Annotated in this window: 10 protein-coding genes; 3 read left to right on the top strand and 7 right to left on the bottom strand. The window is 45.1% G+C overall.

The window, feature by feature from the left end:
* Positions 1-50: 50 nt before the first annotated feature.
* From NKT06_RS03600 to NKT06_RS03570, 7 genes are all read right to left on the bottom strand, one after another.
* Positions 51-788, bottom strand: coding sequence for a DUF4435 domain-containing protein (locus NKT06_RS03600; RefSeq protein WP_253430005.1), 738 nt, complete (start codon positions 786-788; stop codon positions 51-53).
* Complete coding sequence (locus NKT06_RS03595; protein WP_253430001.1) at positions 781-2,010, bottom strand: AAA family ATPase; 1,230 nt, start codon at positions 2,008-2,010, stop codon at positions 781-783. The genes NKT06_RS03600 and NKT06_RS03595 overlap by 8 nt, the downstream gene beginning before the upstream one ends.
* An 854-nt stretch (positions 2,011-2,864) precedes the next feature.
* Complete coding sequence (guaA, locus tag NKT06_RS03590; protein ID WP_253429998.1) at positions 2,865-4,403, bottom strand: glutamine-hydrolyzing GMP synthase; 1,539 nt, start codon at positions 4,401-4,403, stop codon at positions 2,865-2,867.
* Between the two features lie 373 nt (positions 4,404-4,776).
* The gene (locus tag NKT06_RS03585; RefSeq protein ID WP_253429995.1) at positions 4,777-7,143 is read right to left on the bottom strand and encodes a DUF4129 domain-containing transglutaminase family protein; all 2,367 of its coding nucleotides are present in this window, start codon (positions 7,141-7,143) and stop codon (positions 4,777-4,779) included.
* Entirely contained in the window at positions 7,130-8,389 is a 1,260-nt protein-coding gene (locus NKT06_RS03580; protein WP_253429993.1) for a DUF58 domain-containing protein, read from the bottom strand. The genes NKT06_RS03585 and NKT06_RS03580 overlap by 14 nt, the downstream gene beginning before the upstream one ends.
* Entirely contained in the window at positions 8,386-9,375 is a 990-nt protein-coding gene (locus NKT06_RS03575) for an AAA family ATPase (RefSeq protein ID WP_253429990.1), read from the bottom strand. Before NKT06_RS03575 ends, NKT06_RS03580 begins: the two co-directional genes overlap by 4 nt.
* Positions 9,376-9,478: 103 nt before the next feature.
* Positions 9,479-10,780: a polysaccharide deacetylase family protein gene (locus tag NKT06_RS03570; RefSeq protein ID WP_253429987.1), complete on the bottom strand. Its 1,302-nt coding sequence runs from the start codon at positions 10,778-10,780 to the stop codon at positions 9,479-9,481.
* Positions 10,781-11,022: 242 nt separating this feature from the next.
* Here NKT06_RS03570 and NKT06_RS03565 point away from each other — a divergent pair, with 242 nt between their 5' ends.
* From NKT06_RS03565 to NKT06_RS03555, 3 genes are all read left to right on the top strand, one after another.
* The gene (locus NKT06_RS03565) at positions 11,023-11,670 is read left to right on the top strand and encodes a DedA family protein (protein WP_253429985.1); all 648 of its coding nucleotides are present in this window, start codon (positions 11,023-11,025) and stop codon (positions 11,668-11,670) included.
* A 223-nt stretch (positions 11,671-11,893) separates the two neighbouring features.
* The gene (locus NKT06_RS03560; protein WP_253429983.1) at positions 11,894-13,408 is read left to right on the top strand and encodes a spore germination protein; all 1,515 of its coding nucleotides are present in this window, start codon (positions 11,894-11,896) and stop codon (positions 13,406-13,408) included.
* Between the two features lie 20 nt (positions 13,409-13,428).
* Positions 13,429-14,631 (top strand): Ger(x)C family spore germination protein, encoded by a 1,203-nt coding sequence (locus tag NKT06_RS03555; RefSeq protein ID WP_253429980.1) that lies wholly within the window; start codon positions 13,429-13,431, stop codon positions 14,629-14,631.
* The last annotated feature ends 6 nt before the right edge of the window (positions 14,632-14,637 follow it).

Here is a 14,637-nt window from a genome sequence, read left to right as displayed (position 1 = left end):
AGTTTATCCAAAGAGCCCTTGTAATTGTTGTAATTCAATTTAATTTTGATCTATTCAATACTTACTGCCTTCATTCTTTCAATAGAATCTATTACAAAACCATTTTGATCAATTAATTTAAATATTATTTCAAATATCGTTTCTCTTTTTAAAGATTTTTCTTCTACAAACCATTCCCATAGATCAAATAAGTTTTTACCCCTTATTTTTACACTATAATTACTTTCAATGTCTTTATATAACCCCAAATTTTTCATTGTGTAATTTTTTTTTCTGATATAATTCTCGGACAAATCATATGTTTGATTATCTAATACACCTTTGGGGCTGATATTAAGAAAATATGGTCTAGAATTTAGATATTCATTTACTTCAAAAGAATACCACTTTGAAAGTTCGCTAACACCTTTATGGTAGTCCGCAATTTTATCTTGACTAATCAAAGATTCTAAAGTTTCTTTAGTTGAAGTATAAATATCATTTTCAATACTATATCCTTTAGTAAAAATGATATCCTTATATTTTATCGGTACTCCACTAAATAGCCATAAATCAAGATCTGCAAAAAACAAAATATCCTTTTTCTTAATCTTATGTTTTTCATCATACAATGCTAATAAAGCATTTCTTCCTCCACATGGAAGAATATCTAAATCCAATTCAGCAAGTTTTTCTTCAATCCACCTATATATTTGATGGTCGTCTTTTCCTTCCACTAATAATGTTGGAATATTAGAATGATTTAAATAAGCGATCATTTCATCTACGGTCATCTCAATTTTACTCATAGACATCAAAATCCTTGTGTTTAGTATTTATTGTTTTAATGAAGTCTTTAAGATCTATATTAGTTAATTTAGTTTCATTTTTCTCAATACTAGTTTTATTAACTTCAGTATCAAAATCTTTTATTATCTCTTTATCACTATATTTTGAATAAATAAAAGGTGAGTGTGTAGCGATAATCAGTTGATTTCCCGTATTCTGGCTGGTCAGAATCTTCAAAATTTTTCTTTGCCAATCTACATGCAAACTAATTTCTGGTTCGTCAATAATTATTGGTGAGTTTGAATATAAAGCATTGTATGCTATAAAACTTAGCATTTGTTTTTCGCCTGCTGATAAATAGTCAGAATCAATAATTTGTTTTTGTTCTCCGAAACTTATCGTATTATTTATTTTTACGCCTTTTCTTTTGAAAACCTCTGCAACTACATCATTTATTACATGAATAGGTCTGAAATAGTGATTTCTATATTCTTTGTTCTCTTCTAACAATTCCTTAATTGCATTTAGTTGTCCTTTTTCAACATTAGTGCTATTTTCTTTAGAATCTATTATCTTTTCAAGAGAATCCGAAAGTGATATGTAATTATTGTTTATTATTTCCGATATTTCAGCGTATTTATTAGTAATTAATTCATTTATATCTTTCGTAGATACAGATGTTATATATTTATGATTTCCCATTGACATACGATTTGATATTTTTTTCATTGTATTAAACAGTAATAGTTCTTCATCATCACCAAAATTCAAATCATCTCGATAACTTGACTTCTTAGAAGGAAATCCTTCAATCTGTCTAAAGGTAGGAAAATATAAAGATTCATCATTTAGTTTGGAAACTATTTCAGAACAGTATGAAATACTTAATACTTCAGCAAATAGATCAGTTGTATCAATTATAACTTTACTTTGCTTTTTATCATAAATTCTTATATCATAACCGCTGTGTCCATTTTCCATTTGTAAAAGATTCATTTTCTCTTTTGAACATTTCACTACTTGAATTTCGTGAGTATCCGTGACCATATGTATAAAATCGAATTCTATTTCATTTGTAGCCCTTCTCAAATTACCACTATATATATACCAAATTAACTTCAACAAAGTAGTTTTACCTTGTCCATTTACACCTGTGATAATATTGATATCCTTATTAAAATTTAGTTCTATGAGTTTATCACCATAACTCGGCAAACCGTTAATAGTTACCTTTTCTATCAACTTTAACCCTCCTCTTATTGTACAATTATTAAAATATAACTAATATTTAGTATAATCTCAAACTAAATTTAGTATTCATTCAAATCTTCATTCTCCATAAATTTAAATTTAATACATTTTTATCTCACAATCCCTACAAATACTAGACTGTTAGTGCTTCCTAATGTAATAATTCGTACTACCAAATAACCAATGTGTGACATCCTGCAGATCGCAAGAAGTACATACTATTGTGAAGCAAAATTAAAATTCGAAATACAAACTCGCGGGCAATCGAAAATTTTTTAACAATAATTGAAAAGTCCGCGTCACGCGAAAGTTTAAAATCAAGCTCTAGGAAGAAAGCTTCATTATGTCCAAACACAGTATTGGCCGGATCACGAAAACCTCTATTTCGTCAGCTAGTCTGTGTGTAAAGCCTGCTTGCTTCCGCACATACCTTCTCATTATCTTGTTAATGTAGATTAAACGCTCCTTAGAGCCTTTACCTTGGACTAGAACGTGGGCTTCTTTACCCCTACTCTGACAATTCTGAATGTAATTCTTAATATGCATTGAAGTCTTGTCTTCCGCTTCCTCGATTTCAAGTTACTCCTTAGTGAATTCCATTCAAAAATTCAAGCGATACATACAACCAGTAATTATGCTTTTTTTCTTTTACGGATTCTTGACTTAGCTTCATTGATTTTTGACACAAAAAAACTCCCCTCTATTTGTTTGAATAACACAAATAAAAGAGAGTAATTTTTGAAGACCAATAGTTGCAGGTGAATGAAATAAGATTTTCAATCGTTGTCCAAGAACCCCTATACAGCAAGGCTTCTCAGTCGTTAATCAATTGAAAAATACCCAAATTACTCCCACTCGATCGTTGCAGGTGGTTTGGATGTTACGTCATAGACGATACGGTTTACGTTATCTACTTCGTTAACGATCCGCACGGAGATTTTCTCCAGCACATCCCAAGGGATACGTGCCCAGTCCGCTGTCATACCGTCGATGGATGTTACGGCACGGATACCTACAGTGTAGGAATACGTACGCGCATCACCCATAACGCCAACACTCTTCATGTTCGGCAGGGCCGTAAAGTACTGCCAGATTTCGCGGTCGAGACCGGCTTTGGCAATCTCTTCGCGCAGGATGTAATCTGAATCACGAACAATTTTGAGTTTCTCTTCAGTAACTTCACCCAGAACACGGATCGCAAGACCCGGACCAGGGAACGGCTGACGGTGTACAATTTCGTCCGGCAGGCCACACTCGGTACCAACTTTACGTACTTCATCTTTGAACAACGTGCTCAGTGGCTCGATGAGTTTGAAGTTCATGTCCTCAGGCAGACCGCCCACGTTGTGGTGGGATTTGATCGTCTGTGCAGTCGCTGTACCACTTTCCACGATGTCCGTGTACAGTGTACCTTGCGCCAGGAATGCAAAATCATCGAACTGCTTGGACTCTTCGTCAAAGACGTAAATAAACTCGTTACCAATAATTTTACGTTTTTGTTCTGGATCATCCACGCCAGCCAGCTTGGACATAAAGCGCTCCTGAGCATCAATTTTGACAACTTTCATGTCGAATTTGCCAACAAACGTCTCCATTACACTTTCAGCTTCGCCTTTGCGCAGCAGACCGTGGTCGATAAACATACATGTTAATTGATCACCAATGGCTTTGTGAAGCAATGCAGCTACAACGGAAGAATCTACACCGCCGCTAAGCGCACACAGTACTTTACTGTCGCCCACTTTTTCACGAATGTCTTTGATCGTGTCATCGATGAATGTCTCCATCGTCCAGTTTCCTTCGCAACCACAGATTTCAAACAGGAAGTTGCGAATCATGTCGTTACCCCGAACAGAGTGACGTACCTCCGGATGGAACTGAACAGCATACAATTTACGCTCATCGTCGCTCATGGCAGCGATTGGCGCACTTTCCGTGCCTGCATCCAGTTTGAAACCTGGAGGAAGTGTAACCACGTGGTCACCGTGACTCATCCATACGGTATGTTCACCTTCAATGCCTTTTGCAAGAGTAGATCCAGCAGCAAATTCAAGGTCTGCTTTACCATACTCACGCTTCTCAGAACGTTCTACTTTACCTTCGAGCTGTTGGGCCATAAGCTGCATCCCGTAGCATATCCCGAAGATTGGCAAGCCTAGGTCATAGACAGCCGGATCCACGTGTGGAGCATTCTCAGCGTATACGCTGGACGGACCACCTGAAAATACGATCCCTTTTGGTGCCATTTCTGCGATCTTCTCCGCCGGTGTATTATACGGCAAAAGCTCGCTGTATACGCCAAGATCCCGGATTCTTCTGGCGATTAACTGATTGTATTGGCCCCCAAAGTCAAGGACAACCACAATTTCATTCTGCTTATTCATAACCGTGCCTCCCTCAATTCAATGAAACTAATTATACGCAACGACAAAACATACCGTCAAGGAAAGGCGAAACTCCTTTTTTCGACATATCAAAACAGGATTACCAAATGCCTTCAAATATGAAATTCCTATCAGAAAACATGGCAGCAAGATGCTGGTTCAAGTGTATGATCGTGGAAAGACGCCTCATTCGCAGCGTAGCGCGAAAGGCGTCTTATGTATAACATACAACGATGATCAACCGATGCACAATAGAATAGATGCGCCAGTGGTGATCATCTTCTGCCACAACCTGCCAAACTGTATCGGAAAGCGATAGCGAGAGTTCAATCACCGGCAGGTTGTGTGGCGTCCTTGTTGTAACATCCTTGTGTTACATCGCCTGCAGGCGCCGGGCCAAACGAAGAGCCCGGCGCAGGAAGTCCAGACTGTCCGCGCGCAGCGGACGGTCTGGCCCGTACAGCAGCCGTTCCCAGTCGGCTGCAAACCGCGCGATGTCCGCGCCGTCCGCGCCTGCGGCCAAAGCCGGTGACGCTGCATATTCCCGCAGCGTCATACCCGGCGGCCGCGGGCCGTACCGGCGCGCGAGCGCGGACCAGACCGGAGCGGCAGCACCCAGCAGCCGCTCGCGGTCTGGAAAGCTGCTGCGTGGCCATGCCAGCAGCAGCCTGATCCGCAGCGCAGGGCGTAGCCGCCGCATGCGGATCACAGCAGCGGCGCCCAGCAGGGCCGCTGCGACAAGGGCTGCCGCGAGCCCCGGCTCCGCGGCAATGGCCCGTGCGCGGGCGAGCAGCCATGCGCCCGCGTTAGCCCATCCGCCGCTCATATACGGCGGAGTCTCTACAACAGGCTGCGGCCCGGCGAGCGCTGCCACATCTTCGCCCGCACCTTGCGCCATGGTGAAGCCCGGCGTAGCCTCGAACGGCATCCACCCTGCCCCCGGAAAATACACCTCTACCCAAGAATGTGCATCTCCTTGGGAAATGATATATTGACCTGGTATATTCGGGTCAGCCATCCCAGACCCGAAGCCTTTAACCCAGCGTGCAGGAATTCCCTCTGAACGCAGCAGCACAATCATGGCAGTGGAGAAATGATTACAATACCCCTGCCGTGTGACGAATAGAAAATCGTCCACAAAATCTGTTCCACGCGGTGGCATACGGGTATCAAGCGTATACTCGGCATGAGCAGCCAGATAAGTCTTGACGGCTTGTACAGCGTCATACCGAGTCTCACTGCCTTGAATGATTTCCTTGGCGAGCGTCTGCACCCGACCCGGGAGAGATGTGGGCAATTGCAGATATGTCCTCCGTATAGAGGCAGGATCTTTCCCTTTATTCACATTCCCTAACAGACGTAACTGTTCCGGCGAAGCCACAGGAAGCATGACGTCTGCCGTATAATTTTTAACCGTATGATCTTCGCCGGCGTTTGCAAGCCACAACGTTGCGGAATCTCGATTAGATAACAACGTAAGCATGTTCTCCTCATTATTGCTGTTCTTATCTTGAAACGATACATTCAGCGGGATTCCCCCGGTAAATAACGGATTCGGCCCTTTCCATTCCCGTTTCATCGTGACCGTTTGGCGAATACGTTTCCAATAGGTTTGATTCTCCCAACCATCAGAACGCAGGACTCCGTAAGGACTGGCCGTTTCAAAGCTTTGCTCTGGGTCACTCCAGGTACTACCGTTATAATATGAACGAGTCTCTCCTCGCCAATACGTCACTTCCGGACTCTTCGCTGTAAAAAAGAGGGCATTCCCCTGCACCAGAGGTGCTCCCATGGGCGCATCTGCCGTGCTATATCCCGTTACCGCCGTTGCAGCAGGGATGCTACTGTGCTGTGTATAACCTGCCCAGCGAGCTATGCGTTCACCCATCTGCTCCAGGGATATGCGTTCCGGTTGAGGTATGGAAGCGAACTGACCAGGTAACGCAGAGAAAAGGACCATACCTGTGGAAGCAACAATGGTTATAACGCTCCAACGGCCATAGGGACTGCCACGATAACTCGGGGTAGTTACTCCTCCGTTGAGGCGTAGTAGCTGAAGCAGAGCCTGAATTAGAAAAGTCCATAACACAGACCGTATTACTGAAGCATATACATCCAACCCCGCAAAGGATTCAAGCAGAAGCAAGTATACCAGCGTTGCACTGCCAAACAGCATAACGCTTCTACGCAGCAATACAAGGGATTGCACAGAAGCCATAAGCATGCTCCAACCGCACATCATGAACAGTCCTCTCGTTTCTGTACTAATCGAGTGGAATCGCCAGTTATCCATAAAGGTGTCCATATCCGCTGAAAGTATTCCGGGGTATGCAACCGCCCAACGGGCAGGATCACTTCCTCCATACATCAGACATAGCGCAGCGAGTGCAATAAATAATCGGATCAGTATTCCGGTGATCCACCCTGTACGAATTAACCCTGCGAGCAGCAATGCTCCAGTTAACCCCGCCATTACGGACAAGAAACGTTCACTGCCCTGCTGACCTGATGACGTAACAGGATATATCCACTCCAGAGACAGTATAAGTAAAATGGCCGAAATAAATATCCTATACAGAACCGGCACTCTAACAGCTCCCTCATCCTTTATCTCTGTAAGAGAAGTGTGGTTCACATTTCTAACTACAGAATGGACCGATTCTAATCTCAGACGGGCTGTTGACGCTTTGTCAGCCGCCACAGTGGAATTGGGTTCCTGGTTTTTATTACGCTCCCACATCCGTTACCTCCACCTTTCCCAATGAAGATAACGCAACGTCTGTAACCGCTTGGATCAATACCCCGGTGTGACGAAGCCGCTCTATACTTGAGCTGTCATGCTCAATTCCAGTCATGAATCTATCCTTTGATCCTAGCTGGTTCGTTTCAGCCAATTGCACCTCTACACGATAACCTGAACCCATTGCAGTTATAATCCATTCGGTCAGAACCTGATCGATCTTGCCTGTGAGAACCACAATTCGCGAACCGCGCGCCAGTCCATCCAGCATCTCCGTTCGGAGTGAAACCGACACGGATTGGGCTGTGGATATTCGTGCTCCTGCTAGTCTGTCCAGACCATGACACTCATCATCTGCCTGGAATGACCCATGTCGCCATTGATCTTGTTCATTACGACTCTTATCTCCGCCTTCCATCCACAGATGATAAGGAATGTCGTCCCGCTCAGCCGTATGAATCCAGCGGGCGGCTGCACCCACCACTCGTTCAAAAGCAGGTGCTTCCATAGTCTCTGGCTGTTTTACCTCATAACCCGATGCGCCTTCATACACAAGGATGCCCAGTGAAGCCAGATCTGTGGTATCGGGCAGAAAGGTCTGAAGTTGCCCCGTTTTGGCTGTGCTTTTCCAATGAATACGTCCCAGTGGGTCACCCTGCTGATATTCACGGAACTCGGGGCTACGGTTTCCCTGGCTATTTCTTCTCTCCGACAGAGTCCCTTCGATCATCGCTGCGAATTCTGCTGAATCCCCCTCCCCCCAAGCCGATGCTTGAGGAACAACAATCAAGGGGGTGCCGCCTGCGGTCTCTGTAGAGTGGGTATTCCAGCCAAACAGATCTCCCCAGTACAATCTGCCCGTATCCCATCTGTAGACCCCTCTGCGTAAACCGGAACATTCATATTGATAGGAAAATTGCCGCCGAGTTCCCGGGAAAATTAATTTGCGATGAACACCTGCAGGTGAATTTTCACACAGAACGATCCATAACAATGGAATACGACATTCGAATTCCAGTTCGACTTGAACCCGCACCCGCTCGCCTGCCTCAATCCGATTCGCATGTATTTTCCGACGGATGTGAATACGCCGTGGTCCGAACCAATGGAGAAGCAGACCTCCTATGAACATCAAGCAAGCCATAATGGATAGAAACAACGCCGCTTTGCCACCATGCCACTGATATAAGGAAGCCAAAGCCACCACAAGGACAGCACTCAACATCCGTTGTCCCAGAGCAGTCATTGCCTCCGTCCCCTTCCCAGTGATGCCATTTGTACAGGAACAGGGACCGATGACAAGGCTTCTTCAATGACTTGGACTTGTCCCCAAACCTCCGCTCTGTTCTGGGCCTTCAATTGAATTCGATGTGAGAGAACAGGCACTGCCAACTCTTTCACGTCATCGGGAATGACATAACTGCGTCCTTGAAGGTAGGCAAACGACTGCGCCGCAGCCATCCAGGCCAGTGTTCCACGCGGGCTGATGCCCAATCTGACCGCCGGAAGGCTGCGAGAGGCTACAGCAACGGCCACCAGATACTGTTTTACGACCGGGTCAACATGTACCTGTTTGACTTCACGCTGCATGGCTACGACTTCTTCAGCAAGCAGGACAGGGCGAAGTTCATCAAGCTCTTCTCTACCTTGCATCCGACTTAACAATTCCAATTCCTGTTCCGGATCGGGATACCCCAGTCCAATCCTCATGATAAATCGATCCAGCTGCGCTTCAGGCAGCCGGTACGTACCCTCAAACTGTAACGGATTCTGTGTCGCCAGCAGAAAGAAGGGGCGTGGCAAGGCGTAGGTTGTGCCATCAACCGTAATACGTCGTTCCTCCATTGCCTCCAGCAGGGCAGACTGAGTCCGGGGTGAAGCCCGGTTTATTTCATCCGCCAAGACAACGTTGGACATGACAGGTCCGGGGCGAAACTTGAATTCAGCTGTATGTGGATGATAGATTGAAGTGCCCGTAACATCTGCCGGCATGACATCGGACGTGAATTGAATCCGGCCCATGGAGCAGTCCAACGCGGAAGCAACGGCACGAACCAGCATGGTTTTACCGGTACCCGGCACATCTTCCAGAAGTACATGCCCCCCACTGAGCATTGCAGTGAGAACATAACGAATCTCTGTTTTTTTGCCAACAATCACACTTTCAACACGCTTCATGACCCTGTTTAACAATTCAACCGCATGTTCATGTTCCATTCGGATATAAGACATTTCTCCTGATCTCCTTCCGTCCATCGGCATTTCTGAACCATAGTAATCTATGATTCAGTGTTGCCCGGAAGTAGAGAGAATAGTCCTGCAAGCATGACTTTCTTCAGATCATTTTATACTTAAATATGAGATTCATTGCCGAAATGGACCTGGAAGCGCCCGCCTTTACCGTCCACTCTGCCTTATTACTGGTTAAGGAATTCACTCTTAAGCCCATCTGCTCCAGTAACTCACGTAACGGAACCCAGGTGGTTCCCCCCTGACTCTGTACTGCTCCTGTTTCAATTACCCCTGTTGAGCTCAGTGTTCCGCTCACACTGTCTGCATGAATCGTTCTTTCCTTCCATACTGCTGTGGCTGTCCTTGTCTCCGGGTCCCATCGAGTGCTGCCCCCGAATTTTTTCATGAATGTACGCAAAGGCACCATGATTCGCTGCCCATCCATTCGGAACTCTCCAGGTTGCAAGGTTGCCGCAGCCAGTCCCACCTCTACCTTCAGCTTCTTGCTTGTGAGCCACAATGCGGCATTCCCTTCTACATGCTCTGCAATCCATGCCTCTCCCGGAGCCTTGCGGGACTTATACTTAGCATCGGGATGAACTCGGAATTGAACCGGTTGATCCGTGCTCTTTATGGTGTCAAAACGGTATCCGTGATCACGATAATATTTGATAATACCCGGAAGTGCTTTTACCGTTTCAGCATGCGCACCACCGTCATGCATCAGGACAATCACCGAACGTGTTCCCGCAGGTACTTTAGTCGAATTTTTAAGAATTTCTTTGGCAGGAACCCCTTTTCGTTTGGAATCCCCACTGTCAACGTTCCAGTCCATGACGGTGTATCCACCCGATTGCAGCAAATCAAAATAACTCTGGTCAAAATGTCCGTAGGTACCTCCTGGCGCTCGTACCAGATTCGGACGGAAGCCAGTTATACGTTCCAGCACTTCCTCTGTCTGCTTGATCTGTTTCCAGAACACTTTAAAATCACTGTACAGCTGTTTATATTGATGATTGAACGTATGATTGCCCAGAGCATGTCCATCCTCTACAAGCGCCCGGATTAACTCCGGATAACGCTCTGCCTGCTCACCCAGCACAAAAAAAGTAGCCAAAACCTGCTCCTTGCGCAAAATATCCAATACTTCTCGGGTATGGTTACCCGGTCCGTCGTCAAAACTCAGATAAACGACCTTGTCTTGCGTATTCTTATCTTCCTTGATCGGATCACCTGAGCCGGAAGCAGAAGATGCATATGCCGTGCTTGCATATACAGCGAATACACATAGCAATATCGCAACTCGCACTAAAATGACAGACCATTGTCCAGATAAAAACGTATGTATGGATGTTACGGGAATTTCCCCTTTTTCCTTGATTCTTAATTCCGGTCTCTGTACCATTTACGAATCGCCCTCCACCGTCTCTAGTGAATTTGCTGATAGACTTCAGCAGATTTGTTAGAATTATATGGAGGCTTTATTGAAAAAAGACGCATTTTTGTTTAATATTTTTTCACAATTTGATATGGTGTGTGATTGATTCTTCGCGTCAGATTAGGTAGCATAATGGACAGGCAGAACGTATTCAAAACACCTTGGAGAGGATTCATGCTCCCACCCCGTCTTCAGGAGAGTGAAATCTATTGGAATTGCTTGAGAAGATCCAACATTTGTTTGGGTCCTACGGATACAGCGTATTGTTTTTTGGCTTGTTGCTTGAATTCATCGCACTTCCCTTTCCTGGTGAAACAACGATGGCTTACGCAGGGTTTCTCTCCTACAAGGGTCATCTCGACTTCGGAATCCTCACCATACTGGCTTTTCTGGGAACAACGATAGGCATGACAATTACTTATTTTATTGGAGCCAAAGCAGGACTGCCCTTTATAACACGATACGGAAAATGGTTTCTGCTGAAGCAGGACAAGCTCGATAAAACGCAAAAGTGGTTCGCCAAGTATGGTAATGCCTTAATCTTCATCGGTTATTTCATTCCGGGAGTACGGCATTTCACCGGATATTTCGCGGGCATAGCCGCTGTTCCTTTTCGCAAGTTCGCTCTCTACGCTTATTCGGGCGCGCTGTTCTGGGTTGTGCTGTTTCTGGGCATCGGCAAAATATTCGGCCCCCAGTGGAATGCCGTATTCCATCTGGCTCATCAATATGCAGCATATATCGTGGGAGGAATTGGCTTATTGCTTATTGTTGCCGTGCTTTACCGTTACCGCAAAGCATGGGTATCAAGATCCGCTGTATCCAAGTCAGCCCCTGTGCGTCAAAGACAAAAGTAAATTCGGACAACCGTCCATTCATAATAAGTAAGCAAGGAGTTGCGAATAATCGCGGCTCTTTTTTTTCGTTTTTTTTCAATTAAACTCTGTAATCACTTCATCACCTCCTCCAAAATAAACACTTACTCAAACGAAATGATGAACTATCATTCTTTTTTGTGATAATCCGAATTCATCCAGGTCATACTAACTTGCAAATATAGGATGTATAGGGGGTGAAGGTATGAGTGAACCAAACGTGGAGCATCAAGATCAGAGGCAAATCTCTCCGGATCTCAGCGAAAATATGGAATACTGCAAGCAAGTGATGGGGAACAGCAATGACTTGATGATGCGCCCTCTCCAGTGTCTACATAAATGGCCTGCCGTCATGTTGTACATTGATGGATTAGTGGATGTACAGATACTGAATCATTCCATCCTGGAATCCCTGTTAAAGACACATGACCTCCCGGAATTCTCGGCAGATGAAGAGCATCTAAGCTACCTCCAGAATGATGTTTTAGCTGCGAGCAATGTCACTCTGGTGGATGACATGGAGGATGTGCTCAATGCTCTCCTGTCAGGTTCGGCCATCTTGCTGATTGAAGGTTGTGTACGCGGTTTGAAAATTGCCGCAGCTGGTTGGGAAGACCGTGCTGTTGGTGAACCCATCTCACAGACTGTTGTCCGGGGTCCTATGGAAGGATTCAATGAAAATTTGCGTACAAATACATCCTTGATTCGCAAACGGATTCGGGACCCTCACCTCTGGATCGAAGAAAGAGAGATTGGCCGTATCACCAAAACAAGGGTTGCGGTCTTATATCTGAAGCATACCGTTGATGCGGGTGTGGTGGAGGAACTAAGGCGCAGGCTCGATGAGATCGATATTGATGGAATTCTAGAAAGCGGGTATATCGAAGAACTTGTACAGGATGAAACAGGCACGCTATTTCCTACCGTTTACAATAGTGAACGTCCGGATACGGTTTGTGCTGCCTTGCTTGAGGGAAGAGTAGCCATCATCGTAGACGGAACGCCTTTTGTACTACTGGTCCCGGCATTGTTCGTGCATTTCTTCCAGTCACCGGAGGATTATTATCAACGGGCCGATATCAGCACATTGATTCGGATGATTCGATATCTGTCCTTTTTCATCGCTCTGCTGGCCCCATCCTTCTATATTGCCATTACCACTTTTCACCAGGAGATGCTGCCTACCAATCTGCTTATTAGTCTGGCAGCTCAACGTGAAGGCGTGCCTTTTCCCGCATTCATTGAAGCTATACTTATGGAATTGACCTATGAAATTTTGCGGGAAGCAGGCATACGGATTCCGAAAACCGTTGGTCAGGCCGTCTCCATTGTCGGGACGCTGGTTATCGGCCAGGCCGCCGTTGATGCAGGGGTTGTCTCCGCTGCAATGGTTATTATCGTTTCTATTACGGCCATATCCAGTTATGTCATTCCAGAGAATGGACTGTCCATCTCTGTCCGAATTCTGCGATTTGTATTGATGATACTCGCAGCAGCATTTGGTTTCTACGGTATTCTCATTGTTCTGCTCATTACGGTTACCCATCTATGCAGCTTGCGTTCTTTTGGCGTACCCTATATGTCCCCCTTTGCACCTTTCATTCAGAAAGATCTGAAGGATACCCTGTTTCGTGTACCTTGGTCCCATATGAAAACACGTCCACTTTCTACAGGTACACCGAACAAAACCAGACAAGCCAGCAAAAAAACGAAGCGTTAATTCGGTAAGGAGAACAACGTATGAACAAGTGCTTCCGATTAATTCTATGCATTACATTCCTGCTCCCTCTCCTTACCGGATGCTGGGACCGCCAGGAATTGAATGAACTTGGCATCATGCTGGGTCTTGGGGTGGACAAGGATGGGGATTTGATTAAAGTGAGCGCTCAGGTCGTTGTGCCGAATGAAGTCTCTTCCAAGTCGGGGGGAGGGAATGGCACCCCTGTTACACAGTATGAAGCGTCCGCACCCACGCTGTTTGAAGCGATTCAAAAGCTGACTGAGACAAGCCCGCGCCGCATATTCATGGCCCATATCCGTGTTCTGGTGTTCGGTGAAGAATTTGCCCGCAAAGAGGGCATCTACGATGTTATTGAAGCATTAATGCGAGAACCTACTGTCCGTCCCGATTATTACGTCCTAGTTGCTCGAAAAACAACAGCTTCCAAGGTACTGGACACCCTTACTCCATTGGAGAATTTACCTGCAGAGAAGATATTTAATTCCCTCGATGTATCCGCCAAAACCTGGTCACCCACAACTACGGTAACCGGTGACCAGTTAATGGAGTATATGCTGGCTCCCGGAATACAACCTGTAATCACTGGTGTAGAAGTTATTGGCAATTCTCAGAAAAGCGGAAGCAAAGAAAATATCGCAACAATCAAGTCCCCAGCTCGTCTCAATTCAACGGGATTAAGTGTCTTCAAGAAGGACAAACTGATCGGCTGGTTAACTGAAGATGAATCCAAAGGATATAACTATATCCGCGACAATGTGGTATCTACCATTGGTCACTTGCCTTGCCGAAAAGGCGGCAATGTAACTTTTAAAACCCTTCGTACCAAGACGCAACGAAAAGCGAAGGTCATCAAAGATCAGCCAGTAGTTCATATCAAAATAAAAAATGTATCTTCCATCGGTGCAGTAGAGTGTGGAGTCCGAATTGGTTCGATGAAAACGCTCAAAGAGTTGGAAAAAGACAGTGAGGAACTGCTGATGGAACTGATGGAAAAATCGATAAACTCCGTGCGGCGAAAATTCCATGTCGATATTTTTGGATTTGGTCAGGAAGTTTACCATGCCGATCCTGCATTTTTCAAAAAGGTTGAGAAGGATTGGGATCAATATTTTGAGAACCTGGATGTGACGTATGAAGCCAATGTACAGATTAAACGTGTAGGTACATTGGATGATTCATTCAAGGAGGATTTGAAGGAGTGAGACCGG

It is taken from the genome of Paenibacillus sp. 1781tsa1 (assembly GCF_024159265.1).
Taxonomy (GTDB): Bacteria; Bacillota; Bacilli; order Paenibacillales; family Paenibacillaceae; genus Paenibacillus.
This window is presented reverse-complemented; position numbering and strand designations above follow the sequence as displayed.

Coding starts and splice junctions, on each gene's coding strand:
- NKT06_RS03600 (WP_253430005.1), bottom strand. CDS start 788: ATGAGTAAAATTGAGATGACCGTAGATGAAATGATCGCTTATTTAAAT.
- guaA (WP_253429998.1), bottom strand. CDS start 4,403: ATGAATAAGCAGAATGAAATTGTGGTTGTCCTTGACTTTGGGGGCCAA.
- NKT06_RS03585 (WP_253429995.1), bottom strand. CDS start 7,143: ATGTGGGAGCGTAATAAAAACCAGGAACCCAATTCCACTGTGGCGGCT.
- NKT06_RS03580 (WP_253429993.1), bottom strand. CDS start 8,389: ATGACTGCTCTGGGACAACGGATGTTGAGTGCTGTCCTTGTGGTGGCT.
- NKT06_RS03575 (WP_253429990.1), bottom strand. CDS start 9,375: ATGTCTTATATCCGAATGGAACATGAACATGCGGTTGAATTGTTAAAC.
- NKT06_RS03570 (WP_253429987.1), bottom strand. CDS start 10,780: ATGGTACAGAGACCGGAATTAAGAATCAAGGAAAAAGGGGAAATTCCC.
- NKT06_RS03560 (WP_253429983.1), top strand. CDS start 11,894: ATGAGTGAACCAAACGTGGAGCATCAAGATCAGAGGCAAATCTCTCCG.
- NKT06_RS03555 (WP_253429980.1), top strand. CDS start 13,429: ATGAACAAGTGCTTCCGATTAATTCTATGCATTACATTCCTGCTCCCT.